Source organism: Clostridium sp. chh4-2, from assembly GCF_002899675.1.
Lineage (GTDB): Bacteria > Bacillota > Clostridia > Lachnospirales > Lachnospiraceae > CHH4-2.
In genome coordinates, this window is record NZ_PKUU01000039.1 from 1 (window position 1) to 14,367 (window position 14,367).

The 14,367-nt window shown below is 46.8% G+C and carries 14 protein-coding genes and 1 riboswitch; all 14 genes read left to right on the top strand.

Annotated elements, in window-relative coordinates:
- Nucleotides 1-385 precede the first annotated feature (385 nt).
- The 14 genes from C0033_RS25785 to C0033_RS25855 all read left to right on the top strand — a co-directional run bounded on the left by C0033_RS25785 (nucleotide 386) and on the right by C0033_RS25855 (nucleotide 14,350).
- Complete coding sequence (locus C0033_RS25785; RefSeq protein WP_103230730.1) at nucleotides 386-2,596, top strand: extracellular solute-binding protein; 2,211 nt, start codon at nucleotides 386-388, stop codon at nucleotides 2,594-2,596.
- Between the two features lie 325 nt (nucleotides 2,597-2,921).
- Complete coding sequence (locus C0033_RS25795; protein WP_103230732.1) at nucleotides 2,922-3,719, top strand: glycerophosphodiester phosphodiesterase family protein; 798 nt, start codon at nucleotides 2,922-2,924, stop codon at nucleotides 3,717-3,719.
- A gap of 41 nt (nucleotides 3,720-3,760) precedes the next feature.
- Nucleotides 3,761-5,044, top strand: coding sequence for an ABC transporter substrate-binding protein (locus C0033_RS25800; RefSeq protein WP_103230733.1), 1,284 nt, complete (start codon nucleotides 3,761-3,763; stop codon nucleotides 5,042-5,044).
- A gap of 22 nt (nucleotides 5,045-5,066) precedes the next feature.
- Nucleotides 5,067-5,945: a sugar ABC transporter permease gene (locus C0033_RS25805; protein ID WP_103230734.1), complete on the top strand. Its 879-nt coding sequence runs from the start codon at nucleotides 5,067-5,069 to the stop codon at nucleotides 5,943-5,945.
- Nucleotides 5,946-5,957: 12 nt separating this feature from the next.
- Nucleotides 5,958-6,782 carry a carbohydrate ABC transporter permease gene (locus C0033_RS25810; protein ID WP_180994906.1) on the top strand — a complete coding sequence of 275 codons (825 nt, stop codon included), beginning with the start codon at nucleotides 5,958-5,960 and terminating at the stop codon, nucleotides 6,780-6,782.
- A gap of 47 nt (nucleotides 6,783-6,829) precedes the next feature.
- The gene (locus C0033_RS25815; protein WP_103230736.1) at nucleotides 6,830-7,516 is read left to right on the top strand and encodes an MgtC/SapB family protein; all 687 of its coding nucleotides are present in this window, start codon (nucleotides 6,830-6,832) and stop codon (nucleotides 7,514-7,516) included.
- A 227-nt stretch (nucleotides 7,517-7,743) separates the two neighbouring features.
- Nucleotides 7,744-8,052: an HD domain-containing protein gene (locus tag C0033_RS25820; protein WP_242984598.1), complete on the top strand. Its 309-nt coding sequence runs from the start codon at nucleotides 7,744-7,746 to the stop codon at nucleotides 8,050-8,052.
- A gap of 398 nt (nucleotides 8,053-8,450) precedes the next feature.
- Nucleotides 8,451-8,750: a DUF1330 domain-containing protein gene (locus C0033_RS25825; protein ID WP_103230737.1), complete on the top strand. Its 300-nt coding sequence runs from the start codon at nucleotides 8,451-8,453 to the stop codon at nucleotides 8,748-8,750.
- 136 nt (nucleotides 8,751-8,886) lie between these two features.
- A riboswitch (FMN riboswitch) is annotated at nucleotides 8,887-9,001 on the top strand.
- Nucleotides 9,002-9,243: 242 nt separating this feature from the next.
- The gene (gene ribD, locus C0033_RS25830) at nucleotides 9,244-10,347 is read left to right on the top strand and encodes a bifunctional diaminohydroxyphosphoribosylaminopyrimidine deaminase/5-amino-6-(5-phosphoribosylamino)uracil reductase RibD (RefSeq protein WP_103230738.1); all 1,104 of its coding nucleotides are present in this window, start codon (nucleotides 9,244-9,246) and stop codon (nucleotides 10,345-10,347) included.
- On the top strand, nucleotides 10,329-10,970 hold the full coding sequence (locus C0033_RS25835; RefSeq protein ID WP_103230739.1) for a riboflavin synthase: 642 nt from the start codon (nucleotides 10,329-10,331) through the stop codon (nucleotides 10,968-10,970). The genes ribD and C0033_RS25835 overlap by 19 nt, the downstream gene beginning before the upstream one ends.
- A 14-nt stretch (nucleotides 10,971-10,984) precedes the next feature.
- On the top strand, nucleotides 10,985-12,184 hold the full coding sequence (locus C0033_RS25840) for a bifunctional 3,4-dihydroxy-2-butanone-4-phosphate synthase/GTP cyclohydrolase II (protein ID WP_103230740.1): 1,200 nt from the start codon (nucleotides 10,985-10,987) through the stop codon (nucleotides 12,182-12,184).
- 15 nt (nucleotides 12,185-12,199) lie between these two features.
- Nucleotides 12,200-12,667, top strand: coding sequence for a 6,7-dimethyl-8-ribityllumazine synthase (ribE, locus tag C0033_RS25845; RefSeq protein WP_103230741.1), 468 nt, complete (start codon nucleotides 12,200-12,202; stop codon nucleotides 12,665-12,667).
- Between the two features lie 66 nt (nucleotides 12,668-12,733).
- Complete coding sequence (locus C0033_RS25850; RefSeq protein WP_103230742.1) at nucleotides 12,734-13,801, top strand: tetratricopeptide repeat protein; 1,068 nt, start codon at nucleotides 12,734-12,736, stop codon at nucleotides 13,799-13,801.
- Nucleotides 13,802-13,813: 12 nt separating this feature from the next.
- Nucleotides 13,814-14,350, top strand: coding sequence for a metalloprotease family protein (locus C0033_RS25855; protein WP_103230743.1), 537 nt, complete (start codon nucleotides 13,814-13,816; stop codon nucleotides 14,348-14,350).
- The last annotated feature ends 17 nt before the right edge of the window (nucleotides 14,351-14,367 follow it).

Here is a 14,367-nt window from a genome sequence, read left to right on the forward strand (position 1 = left end):
TTTTCTTATTATTATTCCAAAGTATGTGAAAACTAAAGAACCGCCGTATACGAGACCCGTTCGTACGGTGGTGTGAGAGGTCGGCTACCCAAATAATGGGTAGCCTCCTACTCGATGCCACTGAGCAGCGAAGTCATCAAGAGTTCACTGCGAATGGCGCTGGCCTGCCTCGTTCTGCCCTTACGGGCCTTAGTAGCTCTTAGGGGCGAATCCCGAATCCCCTTTGGCTGCATTCTCCTCTCCCCCGGCCCGGATGGTTCCTCACGCCTTCTCACCCCGGTTCCGCATCCCGCTTCCGTGCGTACCCCCCATTTTTAAAATAATTCTATCTAGCTATTGAAACGATACAATTTTTGGTCTACAATAACAGAAAAGGAGGGGGAAAATGGCAACGATAAAAGATATTGCGTCCCTGGCGGGCGTTTCGCACGGAACGGTTTCCAATGTTTTAAACGGCAGAGGAAACGTCAGCGTTGAAAAGATAACATTGGTTGAAAATGCTGCAAAACAGCTTGGATATACGATTAATGCCCAGGCCAGACAGCTTAGAAAGGGCAGTTCAAAGCGCGTCGGCGTGGTGGTTCCCCAGTTTGAATTGAAAAAATACAGGGACCTGTTTCTGGGAATTGAACAGGAACTCAGGGATCATGAATATGAAGTGGATTTATATTACAGCAATGATTTAAACTATTATGAGGAAAAAGTGCTTCAAAAGATTGAAACGACCAATCCGATGGCGATCGTCATGGTCAGCTCATTTTTGAAGGATGTGAATATACTGCGCGGAGACAGCAGCCTGATATTGGTGGAGAGAAAGATGGAAAACATGCCGGAAGGGGCTGTTTTTTGCGGATTTGATTACGAACTGGCCGGAAAAGAGATGGCAAAGCGCTGCATCAGGGATGGGCATAGAAATATAGCCGTATTTACGGGAAATACCAAATACACCAATTACGGTTTATTCGTGAAAGGGATTGAAACCGCCCTGACAGAAAGCGGATGCACCTGCCGCGTGTTCTCTTCCGATGATACGGTGAGGGTTCATATGGCGTTTGAACTTTTGACCGACGGAGATGAATTCGATGCCGTGATCACATCCGATCTGGAAAATTCAGAGTATTTAAAGGCGGTTTCCGAATACCGCGAGCAGGGCGAGATTCCGCCCGTCTATGCGCTGGCGTCCAAGGAGGTCCGCACAGAAGGCGACGCGGTCAAATACGAGCTAAACTACAGGCTCTGCGGTAAAATGATCGGTCAATACATAGAAAAACTGGAGCAGGAAGAGCCGGTTCCCGATGGATTTTTAAATCTGAGCAATGACGGCTTCCATAGATGCCCGGTTACATCATTTGAAAATCCTCCGGAATTAAAAATCCTCATGCTGTCCGGCCCTACCTGCCGGGCTCTCAACCAGCTGCTTCCCCAATTCACCCGGAAGACCGGAATTAAAGTGAAGCTGATGGAGGCCGGATATGATGAGCTTTACCGCATGGTAAAATCCTGCGCCCAATTCTCTCCGTATGATCTGATCCGCCTGGATATGGCATGGATGTCGGAATTGGGAGAAAAGCTGTTCCTGCCGCTTCCGGCAGAGGAACCGTGGCTGAAAGAGATACGCGGTAATTTTTCAGTGAATCTGAGCGACGATTATTATATTGTGGGAGAAAAATGCCTGACGCTGCCCTTTGATCCCAGCGTTCAGATGCTTTATTACAGAAAAGACCTGTTCCAGGATGCCAGAATCCGCCGGGAGTTTTACGAGGTATACCGCAGGCAGCTTGAAGTGCCTGAAACATTTGAAGAATATGACGAGATTGCCCGGTTCTTTACCAGAAGATATCACAAAAATTCTCCGGTATCCTACGGAACTTCGCTGGTATTTGGCAGTTCCGTGGTGGCGGCCTGCGATTATCTGCCGAGGCTGAAAGCCTGCGGAGGGAAGATTTTTGATGAAAGCGGAAATATCAGCCTGAATACGGAAACGGTGAAAAAGACGCTGCTTTCCTACCGGAATGCCTTCGATTACACAGACCGGGAGACGAATTCCTGGTGGCGCAAGGCGATGGAGGATTTTTCCGGTGGCCGGGTGGCCATGAACATCGTTTTTGCCAACTATGCCTCCATCATGCTGCACAGCAAGGAATCCGAAGTGCTTGGAAAGATCGGTTTTGCCCCGGTTCCGGGAGACTGCCCGATGCTGGGCGGAGGCGTTCTGGGCATTTCCAAGGATACAAAGAAACAAGAAGCGTGCAGAGAGTTTTTAAAATGGATTTATGATGAAAAGACAGCGGCTCTGATCACATATCTGGGCGGTTACATCAATCATAAAAAGATTAAGGAAAATCTGGACGTGCTGGAGCTTTATCCCTGGTTAGAAGATATGGACAAAGCCTTTGCGACCGGATGGAGAAGGGATTTTGAACACCTGGGTTCAAAATGTGGTGCGGCCGGGCATTCCACGGAGGGATTTAATGAGTTTGAATTTGAAGACATCCTGGGAAATGCGGTCCGCGCCGTTGTATCAGGGATCATGAATCCGGAGGAAGCTTTAGATGCGGCCCAGCAGCGGTGTGAGCAAGCGTTTTCCGGAAAATAACCATGTTGTGTAACAGGCAAAGAGCCTGCAGAAAAACCGTTTTAATGAAGGCGCGGTTTTTTGCAGGCTCTTATTTTTTAAAATTATATTTTTCGTGGATATTTATTTTTCTGTATTTCCGGTTAATCCCGGAGAAAGAACACTTTTTGTCCGATCACCACGAGAAAATAGAACGTACCAATTAATAAAAACCCGCGATTATGTTAAATTTATGTCGTATCGAAGAAAAATGTTAGGAAAATTTTAAAAATCTGTTGAAATATTATTGACACGTTCCAATTTAAGGATTATACTATGCAATATAGAGAACAGAGGAGGGGTTTACATGAAAAGAGAAGTATTGATAGCGGCTCACCGCGGCACATCCGGCGCCAACATTATACAGAATACTATAGGGGCTTATGAGAATGCATTGCTGCATGGGGCCGATATTATAGAGGTGGATGTGATTCAGACGAGAGACGGCGATTTTTTCACATTCCACAATGGACAGGAGCCGGGGCTGGTGGGGACTACCCAGGATATCAGAGCCATGACAACCGAACAGGTAAAGAGCCTGAGATTTTTTAACGGAATGCAGGAGCGGGTCGAGGAACCGGTGAACGCCTTAGACGATGTGCTGGAACATTTTAAAGGGCGCTGTCTGATTAATATTGACAGAAGCTGGTTTTATTGGAAGGACATTATTCAGGTGCTGAACAGGCATCAGATGAATGACCAGATTATATTAAAGAGCCATCCGGAGAAGATGGAGCTTGAGATTTTGGAAGAGACGGGACCTGATATCATGTATCTGCCCATTTTGAGAGATCCGGCAAAGCTGGATTTTGTGAAACAGCATCGTGTCAATCTGTATGGGGCGGAAGTGATATTTGAGAAAGAGGACAGCATATTCACATCTGCGGAATACATAGACGAGATGCACAGACAGCAAAAGAAACTTTGGGTTAATGCAATTACTTTGAACGATACCACTAAACTGACCGCTGGACACGACGACAACAGTGCGATTTTATCCGATATGGATGAAGCCTGGGGATGGCTTTTGGACAAAGGATATGACATCATTCAGACGGATTGGCCGCTGTTATTAAAGAATTACATCGAGAAGAGAAACGCTTAAACAGATGACTGTGCCGTGGGGACGGCAGATTGGAGAAACGTATGAACATGAGAAAAATGATTGCAGCACTTACTTTAGTATCAGTGGCGTTGACAGCCGGATGCGGGCAGGCAGGCGGTTCGGGGGCAGCAGGAGCGCCGTCTTCGGAAGCGAAAAGCAACGGGCCCGTTACCATCAACTATTATGGCAGACCGGATGAGAACCAGGTGGAATCCACGATTGTGTCCGCATTTGAAGCGGCCAATCCGGATATTAAGGTCAATTATGTGGAACTTCCCGATTCTTCCAATGACCGTTTGAAAACAATCAATACCGTTTTGCAGGCAGGCGACGCGTCTATCGACGTATTTGCAGGTGATGTGGTCTGGCCTCCGATCTTTGCTTCCGCCGGATGGGTGATTCCATTTGACGAGTATTTGGAAGCGAATGAACTGAACGAGTACCTGGCCGGCCCTCTCAGCGCTTTTGAGATGCAGGGCAAGACCTACGGACTTCCGTTTATGGCGGATGCCGGGGCGTTATATTACAGGAAAGACCTTCTGGAAAAGCACGGAAAGGAAGTTCCGAAGACCTGGGCGGAATTGATGCAGACGGCAAAAGAGATCGTGGATCAGGAGGGAAATCCTGATCTGAAGGGATTTGTATCCTACTGGAAACAGAACGAGAGCTTAACCAGCTCCATGCTTGAGATCTACTGGGAAAAGGGCGGCCGCGTAATCAATGACGACGGAACCAGTGCCATAGACCAGGCTCTTCTGGAAGAAACGCTGACGGATATGAAGAAGATGATGGATGACGGGCTGACCGCAGCCGGAATTGAAACATTTGGAACAAAAGAAGCCAGAGACGTGGTTTGCGCGGGAGACGCGGTATTTGCAAGGGACTGGCTCAGCGGATACGGACCTTTTAACAACGCGGAAACTTCTAAAGTTGCGGGCAATATGGGGCTGGCTCCTCTGCCTGGATACGGATGTCTGGGAGGCTGGGGCGTTATGGTTTCAAACTTTTCCAAGCATAAAGCGGAAGCCGTTGAATTTGCCAAGTTCAGAGCCAATTATGAGAGCCAGATGACGGCATTTGACCTTGTGGACATTAAGCCGACTCTGAAAAAGATTTATGAGGACCCGGAGATTCTTGCTAAGAAAGCGGAGATGCCGGAATATTTAGAGGCGCTTGACCATTCCAGACCACGGCCGCAGTCTCCTTACTATGCGGAGATATCAGGAATTATGCAGCTGGAGATCCACAGCGTGATCACGGGAATGAGCACACCTGCGGACAGTGCGGAAAAGATCGTGAAGCAGGTGAAACAGATAATCCAGTAGTTTTCAGGAAAGGGAGAGGCCGATGGAACGAAAAAGTACCAGAATTGGATATTGTCTGCTCCTGCCGAGCGTGGTTTTGATTGCTGTTATGATTGTTTATCCGGCAGTAAATACAATTTATCAGAGCTTTTTCGAGATCAGGACGCAGACGGCTGCTTTGGGGGCAAAATTTGTTGGGGTGAAAAATTATATCCGCGCTTTTCAGGATGAACATTTTTGGGATACCTTGTGGTGGACGCTGGCGTTCACCGCGGTATCCGTCTTTATAGAATTGATAATCGGCATGTGCCTGGCGCTGGTGATGAACCGGAAGATACCGGGACAGGGGCTGATACGGACGGCAATTCTGATTCCATGGGCCATTCCCACGGTTGTATCAGGTATTGTGTGGACCCAGTTCTTTTCCCAAAATGGGATGGTCAACTACGTGATGCGGGTGATGAATGTGATAAATGCTCCGCTCAACTGGCTGGGCAATGAGTGGCTTTCCAGGCTTTCGATTCTGATTGCGGATATCTGGAAGAACACGCCATATATGTCGCTTCTTCTCTTATCCGGCCTTATGACCATATCAAAAGATTACTATGAAGCGGCCCAGATCGACGGAGCGAGCAAATGGCAGCAGTATTGGAAGATCACCCTTCCGCTGATTAAGTCCACCATGTCGGTGACTGTGCTGTTCCGCATCATTTCAGCCATGAGGGTTTATGACCTGATTGTGGCCATGACAGGGGGAGGGCCGGCAGGAAGGACGGAAACCGTGTCCATGTATGCGGTCAACACGTATTTTACATATGGCAACACGGGGTATGGAGCGACTTTGTCAGTTCTCATGCTGATTATATCCGTGGGCATCAGCCTGTTCTTTGTGGACAGCTTAAAGACGAAGGGAAGTGTTTAAATGAGCCGGAATATGACAGGATGGAAAAAAATCGTTTATCTGCTGTTTGTAGCGGCATTTTTATTCGCAATGATCTCCCCTATGCTTTATATGATTTCAGCATCTTTTATGTCTGAGGCTGATTTAAACCAGATACCGCCGAGAGTTCTGCCCTCTGCCTGGTCGATGAAGAATTATATAGCCGCATTTGTGCAGCAGCCTTTACTGAGGTATGTATTTAACAGTTTTGTGATCACCATTATTGCAGTTGTGATCTGTATTACGGCGGGAAGCATGGCTTCTTATGCGCTGACACGAACCAATATCAGGTTCAAAAAGGTGTTTTTGATCTTTGTGCTGACCATATCTCTGCTTCCAACGATTACATTGATCAGCCCTATTTTTAAGATGTACAGTAAATTGGGCCTTTTGAACAGCCATATCGGTTTGGCGTTAATCGTATCGGTATTGGATCTTCCGATGACCATCTGGTTTTTGACGGCAGTGTTTAAGGGGATACCGGTTTCATTTGAAGAGAGCGCTAAGCTGGATGGGGCCAATATGTTCCAGCTGTTCGTATATATTATTATTCCGCTTTTGAAAGCCAGCATTTTTTCTATCAGCATTCTTGTGTTTATCGGCGCGTGGAACCGTTTTCTTTTGTCGCAGGTGTTAAACCAGTATGAGCAGTACAGGACAGTGGTTGTAGGGCTTACGCTGTATCAGACCTCGCACACGATACCATTTGGGGTTGTGGCTGCGGCCGGGATGATAACGGTACTGCCGCTTTTGATCATGGTTTTAATATTCCAGAAAAATATTCTGGGAGGAATTATGGAAGGCGGAGTGAAGGAATAGACAAGCCTTAAACATGGCAGAACTTATATGGCGGGGAGAGACGGCAGATGGATGTATTGGAAAACTGGAGAGAGTTAAATTCTGCAAGCCTGTTCCTCAGAGTTGCGCTTGCGTTGTTGATTGGGGGCAGTATTGGGCTGGAACGGGGAAGCAAAAACCAGCCGGCAGGATTTCGGACCTATATGCTTGTCTGTCTGGGCGCAGCCCTGGTCATGATGACAAACCAGCATATAAGCGAGCGCTTCGGGTTAGGAGACCCTTCCAGGCTGGGCGCCCAAGTAATCAGCGGCATCGGATTTCTGGGCGCGGGAACCATTATTGTAACGCAGAACAACAGGGTCAGGGGACTTACAACTGCGGCTGGTTTGTGGTCTGAGGCATGTATCGGCCTGGCCCTCGGCATCGGATTCTATGAAGGAGCGGTTGTGGTCGGAATGGCGATTCTGCTGATCATGACCGTCTTTCAGAAATTGGATCATAAAATGCAGGAGCGTTCCAGGTTCATGCGCCTGTATTTGAATTTTGTATCCAGCGACGCGCTCAATGAATTTATGGAAACATGTAAAAGTATGGAAATTAAGCTGATTGACATGCAGGTTTCGAAAGTGAAGGGAAATTCTAAAAATGAGCTGACGGCGGTTATTACCCTGAAAACGCTGCAGGCCAGACCTCATGCGGAGATTATGCAGAAGATCAGTGTTCTTAATGGATTAAAATATCTGGAAGAGATATAACGGAATTCAGGTTAGCGATTACTGACCGGGGACTTTTGGCATTTGGTTTGGCTTCGGAGAGAAGCCAAACCAAACGCAGGTCTCCGGTATATTTTTATTTAAGACTGTTTTTCGAAGACATCGGCTGATTCAATGATAAACAGAGAATTTATTGCTTCTCAAATGAGAACGGACATTATATAATTAGGGCAATTATAGTCCATCGTTAAAGAGAAAAAACAAGGGAGATGAAAATGAGGGAAGATATCATTCGGTCATTGAAATCAGAAGTGAAAGCGAGATGTGAAAGTCCAAACAACTTTTTTGGTGAAGGGATTTATTACCATGTTGAAGCAGTTGTAAAGAACAGCGTGTTTCTTGCTGAGAAATATGGAGGAGACATAGAGATTGTGACAATAGCAGCATGGCTGCATGATATTGCTTCCATTACCGATTATAAATACGATGAAGAGCACCATATATACGGCGCACAGATGGCAGGCCTTGTTTTATCTTGCATATGTGAAACGAGGGCTTACAATTCAGGAGGGAATTGACTTTGTTGCGAACAGGTGCAGGAGAAGCTATCAGAAACTATCGGAAGAGAGCCGGGAACTGTATCGGGAAAAATTTGATTCTGTGCTTAGTACGATATATGGGAGATGAGCTGCAAGGATAAACTGGAAAATTTAGCAGTACAGGACAATTGTCGTAGTGTTTTACCAGCCGGTCCAGACGGTAAAATCAGCTGTAAATGCGCATGATGGTTAGGGTTTTGAGAAATGGGCTATGAACCGAAAAGTGAAAATGGTGCCTTATTTGGTGCCCAAGTGAAACGTATACTTTATAAAAAGTTCTAAGACCATGTGCGGTTATATTTGACAGATATAGGGCGAAGTATTAGGATTAAGAAAATAGTGAGTGTGTCGCATTTGGCGGAAAAGGAGGAATTGTTATGCCTTGGTATTTTATTGTAGATACTTATATTGATGAACAAAAAGGGCGTGGAGAATACGATGAGTATATTCATGATGTAAAGCCGATTGTAGAAAGTTATGGTGGAGAATATTTAGCAAGAACGGAAAATGTATGTAGTTTTTGTGGCGGAAGAACTCCTCAACGTGTCATTCTGATTAAATTTGATAGCAAAGAAAATTTGGATGCCTGCTTCTCATCACCCGAATATAAAGCTATAATGTCAAAACGCATTAATAGTGTCGACAGTAGGGCTGTTATTGTGGAGGGAATTAAATAGACAGGGCTGAGAAAATTTGTGGTGCCCGACTTATTCAAATTCCACAAAAGAAGATTTAAGCCGTTTTTTCGGTTTCAGTCAATAAAAAAATAATTTGACAAATCCATAATACTGTTTTATATTTATCACAATTGAATAAGATCTTCAGGGCAGGGTGCAATTCCCTACCGGTGGTATAGCCCACGAGCCGCAAGGCAGGATTCGGTGTAATTCCGAGGCCGACAGTATAGTCTGGATGAAAGAAGATGATTGAGATTGCGTGACCGATATAAAACGCAGTGTCGTATGGTTTATTTGTCCTGGAATGAGTTTATCATTTCAGGGCATTTTTTATTACCAAACGCTAGTATGCTGATATCATACAGGCAATAAGAACCATACCGGTCCCAGTTTACTCCATACCCTGAATTGATTAATTCAGGGTATTTTTGCGTTAGGGAACGTGATGGAAAAGTATTTTGTGACACGAAAACGCGTTAGAACGGAGGAAATGATGAACGAAGAAAGGTATATGGAAATGGCACTGGAATTGGCGGAAAAAGGAGCCGGATTTGTCAGTCCAAATCCTTTGGTTGGAGCCGTGGTTGTTAAGGACGGCCGTATTATCGGCGCCGGTTATCATAAAGCCTGCGGCCAGCCCCATGCAGAGCGGAATGCCCTGGCGGACTGCAGGGAATCGCCCAGAGGAGCGGATCTCTATGTGACTTTGGAACCTTGCTGTCACTATGGGAAAACCCCTCCCTGCACAGAAGCGATTCTGCAAAGCAAGATTGCCAGGGTATTTATCGGTTCCACAGACCCCAATCCATTGGTGTCGGGAAAGGGAATTAAAACCCTGCGGGATCACGGCGTGGAAGTTGTGACGGGTATTTTAAAGGAGCGCTGCGACAAGATGAATGAAGTTTTTAACCATTATATCAGAACCCGAACCCCATATGTGGTGATGAAATATGCCATGACTCTGGACGGTAAGACCGCCGCCGTATCCGGCGCTTCCAAGTGGATAACCAGTGAGGAAGCCAGGCATTACGTTCATGAGTGCCGCCATCGTTACAGCGCGGTTATGACAGGCGTCGGAACAGTTCTGGCCGATGATCCCATGCTGAACTGCCGGATTCAGGACAGCCGGAATCCCGTGAGAATTATCTGTGATACCAATCTGAGAACGCCGCTTAATTCGCAAATTGTCCTCAGCGCAGAGACAATTCCCACGATTCTGGCGTGCTGCCGTCAAGACCCGGAAAAAGAAGCGACGTATCGGAACCACGGCATAAAAATTATACATACGGCCCGTAAAAATGCCCATGTAGACCTGTGTGACCTGATGAAACAGCTGGGAGAGATGGAAATGGACAGCATTTTTATGGAAAGCGGGGCGGAACTCAACTGGTCTGCTCTGGAAAGCGGGATCGTAAATAAAGTGCATGCCTATATCGCCCCTAAGATATTTGGCGGAGCAGGAGCGAAAACGCCGGTGGGCGGCGTGGGTGTGCAGCTGCCGGATCAGGCATATTTTCTGGATCAGATGTCCGTCAGACAGTTTGAAGACGACTGGATGATCGAAGGAGAGGTGAAGCCATGTTTACCGGAATCATAGAGGAAGTGGGACGAATCAAGGAGATACGCCGGGGTGCTGATTTTTGCGTGGCTGCAATTGAGTGCGCAAAAGTTCTGGAAGGAACCGGGATCGGGGACAGCATTGCGGTCAACGGTGTTTGTCTGACAGTGACAGCGGTGGATAGAACCTGTTTCAGGGCCGATGTGATGCATGAAACCATGAAACGGTCAGCCTTAGCCGGTTTAAAGCCCGGAGATATGGTGAATCTGGAGCGGGCGATGGCGGCGGACGGCCGGTTTGGCGGCCACATCGTAACCGGCCATATCGACGGAACGGGAACCATAACTGATGTAAAAAAGGATGGAATTGCGGTCTGGTATACCATAAAAACGGAAGACAGAATTATGAGATATATCATAGAAAAAGGGTCTGTGGCGGTGGACGGAATCAGCCTGACGGTGGCAGATGTGAGAACGGATTCATTTCGCATATCCGTGATTCCCCACACGCTGTCCCAAACCACGCTGTCCTCAAAACGGCCCGGCGATCCGGTGAATCTGGAAAATGACTGCGTGGGCAAATACATTGAACACCTGATAAAATGCCGGGACAGGAAAGAAAATAAAATTACAGCAGAATTTTTAACCAAATATGGTTATTAGAAAGGCGGTAAATTATGTTTCAATACAGCAAAATCGAAGAGGCGCTAAAAGAACTTCAAAAAGGGAAGATAATACTGGTTACAGATGATGAAAACAGGGAAAATGAAGGGGATTTTATCTGTGCAGCAGAATTTGCGACGACGGAGAATGTAAATTTCATGGCAGTACATGGAAAAGGGCTGATCTGCATGCCCATGAGCCAGGCTCTTTGCGAAAAACTGGAACTCCCGCAGATGGTTTCCGATAACACGGATAACCACAGCACCGCATTTACGGTTTCCATAGACCACATGGATACGGCCACCGGAATTTCCGCCAAAGAGCGCAGCTTGACTGCAATGAAATGTGTGGACGACTCAGCCCGGCCGGAAGATTTCAGGCGTCCCGGCCACATGTTCCCACTGGCATCCAGGAAAAATGGGGTGCTGGAAAGGGCGGGCCACACGGAGGCCGTCGTGGATCTTATGCGGCTGGCAGGCTTAAAAGAGTGCGGACTTTGCTGCGAGATCATGAGGGAAGACGGAACCATGATGAGAACCGGGGAATTGATCCGGCTGGCTGAAAAATGGAATCTTAATATGATTACCATCAAAGATCTCCAAGACTACCGGAAAAAGAAGGATCATCTGGTGGAACAGGCCGTGGTGACCCAGATGCCCACCCGGTACGGGGATTTCACGGCATATGGTTATGTAAATCTGCTAAACGGGGAACATCATGTGGCCCTGGTAAAAGGAGAGATCGGGGACGGCAGGAACCTGCTGTGCCGGGTTCATTCGGAATGCCTGACCGGAGATACATTTGGCTCAAAACGCTGTGACTGCGGTCAGCAGCTGGCTTCGGCTTTAAGGCAGATTGAAAAAGAGGGGCGTGGAATTCTCCTCTATATGAGGCAGGAAGGGCGTGGAATCGGGCTGATCAACAAGCTGAAGGCCTATAAGCTTCAGGACGGTGGAATGGATACCTTGGAAGCCAATCTGGCCCTGGGATTTGCCGGGGATTTGAGAGAATACTACATCGGAGCCCAGATTTTAAGGGATTTGGGAGCGAAAACACTGCGGCTTATGACCAATAATCCGGAAAAGGTATACGGACTTTCCGATTTCGGAATGGAGATCATAGAACGGGTTCCCATTCAGATGGAACCTACGGAATACGATCTTTTCTATCTGAAGACAAAACAAAACCGCATGGGACACATTTTAAATTATTAAAGGAGATCAGAAATTATGAGAATTTATGAAGGCAGTTTTGTATCGGAAGGAATCAGAATAGGTATCGTGGCATCCCGTTTTAATGAATTTATCACTTCAAAATTGTTATCAGGAGCGTTGGACGGGCTGAAACGGCACAATGTGGATGAGGATCAGATTGAGGTGGCCTGGGTGCCGGGAGCATTTGAAATACCTCTTATCGCATCTAAGATGGCCCAGAGCCAAAAATATGATGCGGTGATCTGTCTGGGCGCGGTGATCCGGGGAAATACCTCCCACTATGAGTATGTGTGCAGCGAAGTATCCAAGGGAATTACGAGTGTGGCCCTGAACAGCCAGATTCCGGTGATGTTCGGAGTTCTGACCACAGAAACCATTGAACAGGCCATCGAACGTTCCGGAACCAAGGCGGGGAATAAAGGATTTGAATGCGCGGCCGGGGCCATTGAGATGGTAAATCTGATCAGGGATATTTTGTCGTAAATTTATTTACAATCTCCAAAAGACACCGTATACTTTAGGTATCGAGATGAAAAGGCGGTGGGGGATATGGAAGAAAATGAGTATTACACAATACCGGAAGCGCAGCTTTGCAGAAAATGTCATGTCAGGAGGATTGACCTGACGGAAAACAGCAATTCCATTTTATGCAGAGAGTGCAGGGAAGAGCAGATCAGGTATCCGTTTCCGAAAAAGATGATACCTGCGGCGGTCATTATTCTGCTGCTTCTTGTGGTGGCATTAATAAAGGTGCCGAAAACCTTGAACTGTTATAAGATTTACCAGTCAGCCAAGGTGGAAGCCCATACGGGCGAAATTTACAAAGCGCTGATAGGAATGCAGCAGGTGTTGGAGGCTTATCCGGATTCCGTGCCTGCGGCGGAACAGGCCATTGAGCTGGCTATGGATTATGGATATTATGATTTTGGCACTTATCTGATCAATGAATATATGTTGGGAAAAAAGGTCAATGACAGTACATATGCCAAGCTTACCATGTATTCCAATAAATTGACCCGGTATTATAATACCTATGATAAGCTGGAAGAACTCAATCAGAATGTGGACGTTAATATGTCGGAGGAAGAGCTTTTAGCATGGCTGAAACAGGAACTCCTGGCGTGCCTGGACGACCCGGAGCAGTATCCGGCTATAATCTATTATTACCTGGGAAATCTGTCTTCCGATTCCGCTGAGGCGCAGAAGTATCTGGAAGCCGGAATAAAAGAAGATCCTAAACTGACGATGACAGCCACCGCACTTGGAACGCTGAAACGAAGAAGCGGTGACTTTGAAGGGGCAAAAGAGCTGTATCAGGATGTTTTGAAACAGGATAAAACGGACCCCTCTGCACTGAGAACCATGGGAATTCTTTATCTGCTGGAAGGTGATAAACAGCAGGGACTGGAATACGTACAGAATGCTTATGAGATGGCCCCGGAAGCGTTATATATTAAGGAAACGATGATTATTGCGCTGATGGAAAACGGGCAGACAGAAGAGGCCCGGAACATGAAAAAGCAGTTCGATGAACAGGGCGAAGTCTTTGACGAGGAATTTGCAGGATATCTGGATGGAAGCATAACTCTGCACGATTATTATGTAGATGAAGAATAGGGGGGAGAAGAGATGATTATTATACCTGGTTTTTTGATTTCACTGCTTACATTTCCTGGGGTAATGGTTCATGAATTCGCCCATCAGCTGTTCTGCAGAATTATGAGAGTTCCGGTTTACGACGTAGTATATTTTCAGCTTAAAAACCCGGCCGGATATGTGGCCCATGAGCCGACGGAAAGGCCGCTGGCGTCATTTTTGATCTCAACTGGGCCATTTTTTGTGAATACCATATTGGGAATGCTGATCGTATTTCCGGCGGCCATTGAATTGTTCCGGTTTGAGACTTACAGGAATCCGCTGACCCTTCTGCTGGGATGGCTGGGCGTTTCGATCTTAATGCATGCGTTTCCGAGTACCGGAGATGCGAAAGTTATGGTGAATGCCATTCTGAAGAATGAGAATGTGAATCCGGTGGTGAAGGTCGTGACCGCTCCGGTGATTGGGCTGGTTTATCTTGGGGCGCTGGGATCGATGGTTTGGCTGGATTTGGTTTATGCGGTGTTTATGGCTATGGTGATTCCGAATCTGGTTGTGATGTTGATGTAGGGATTTCGCTTGATTTA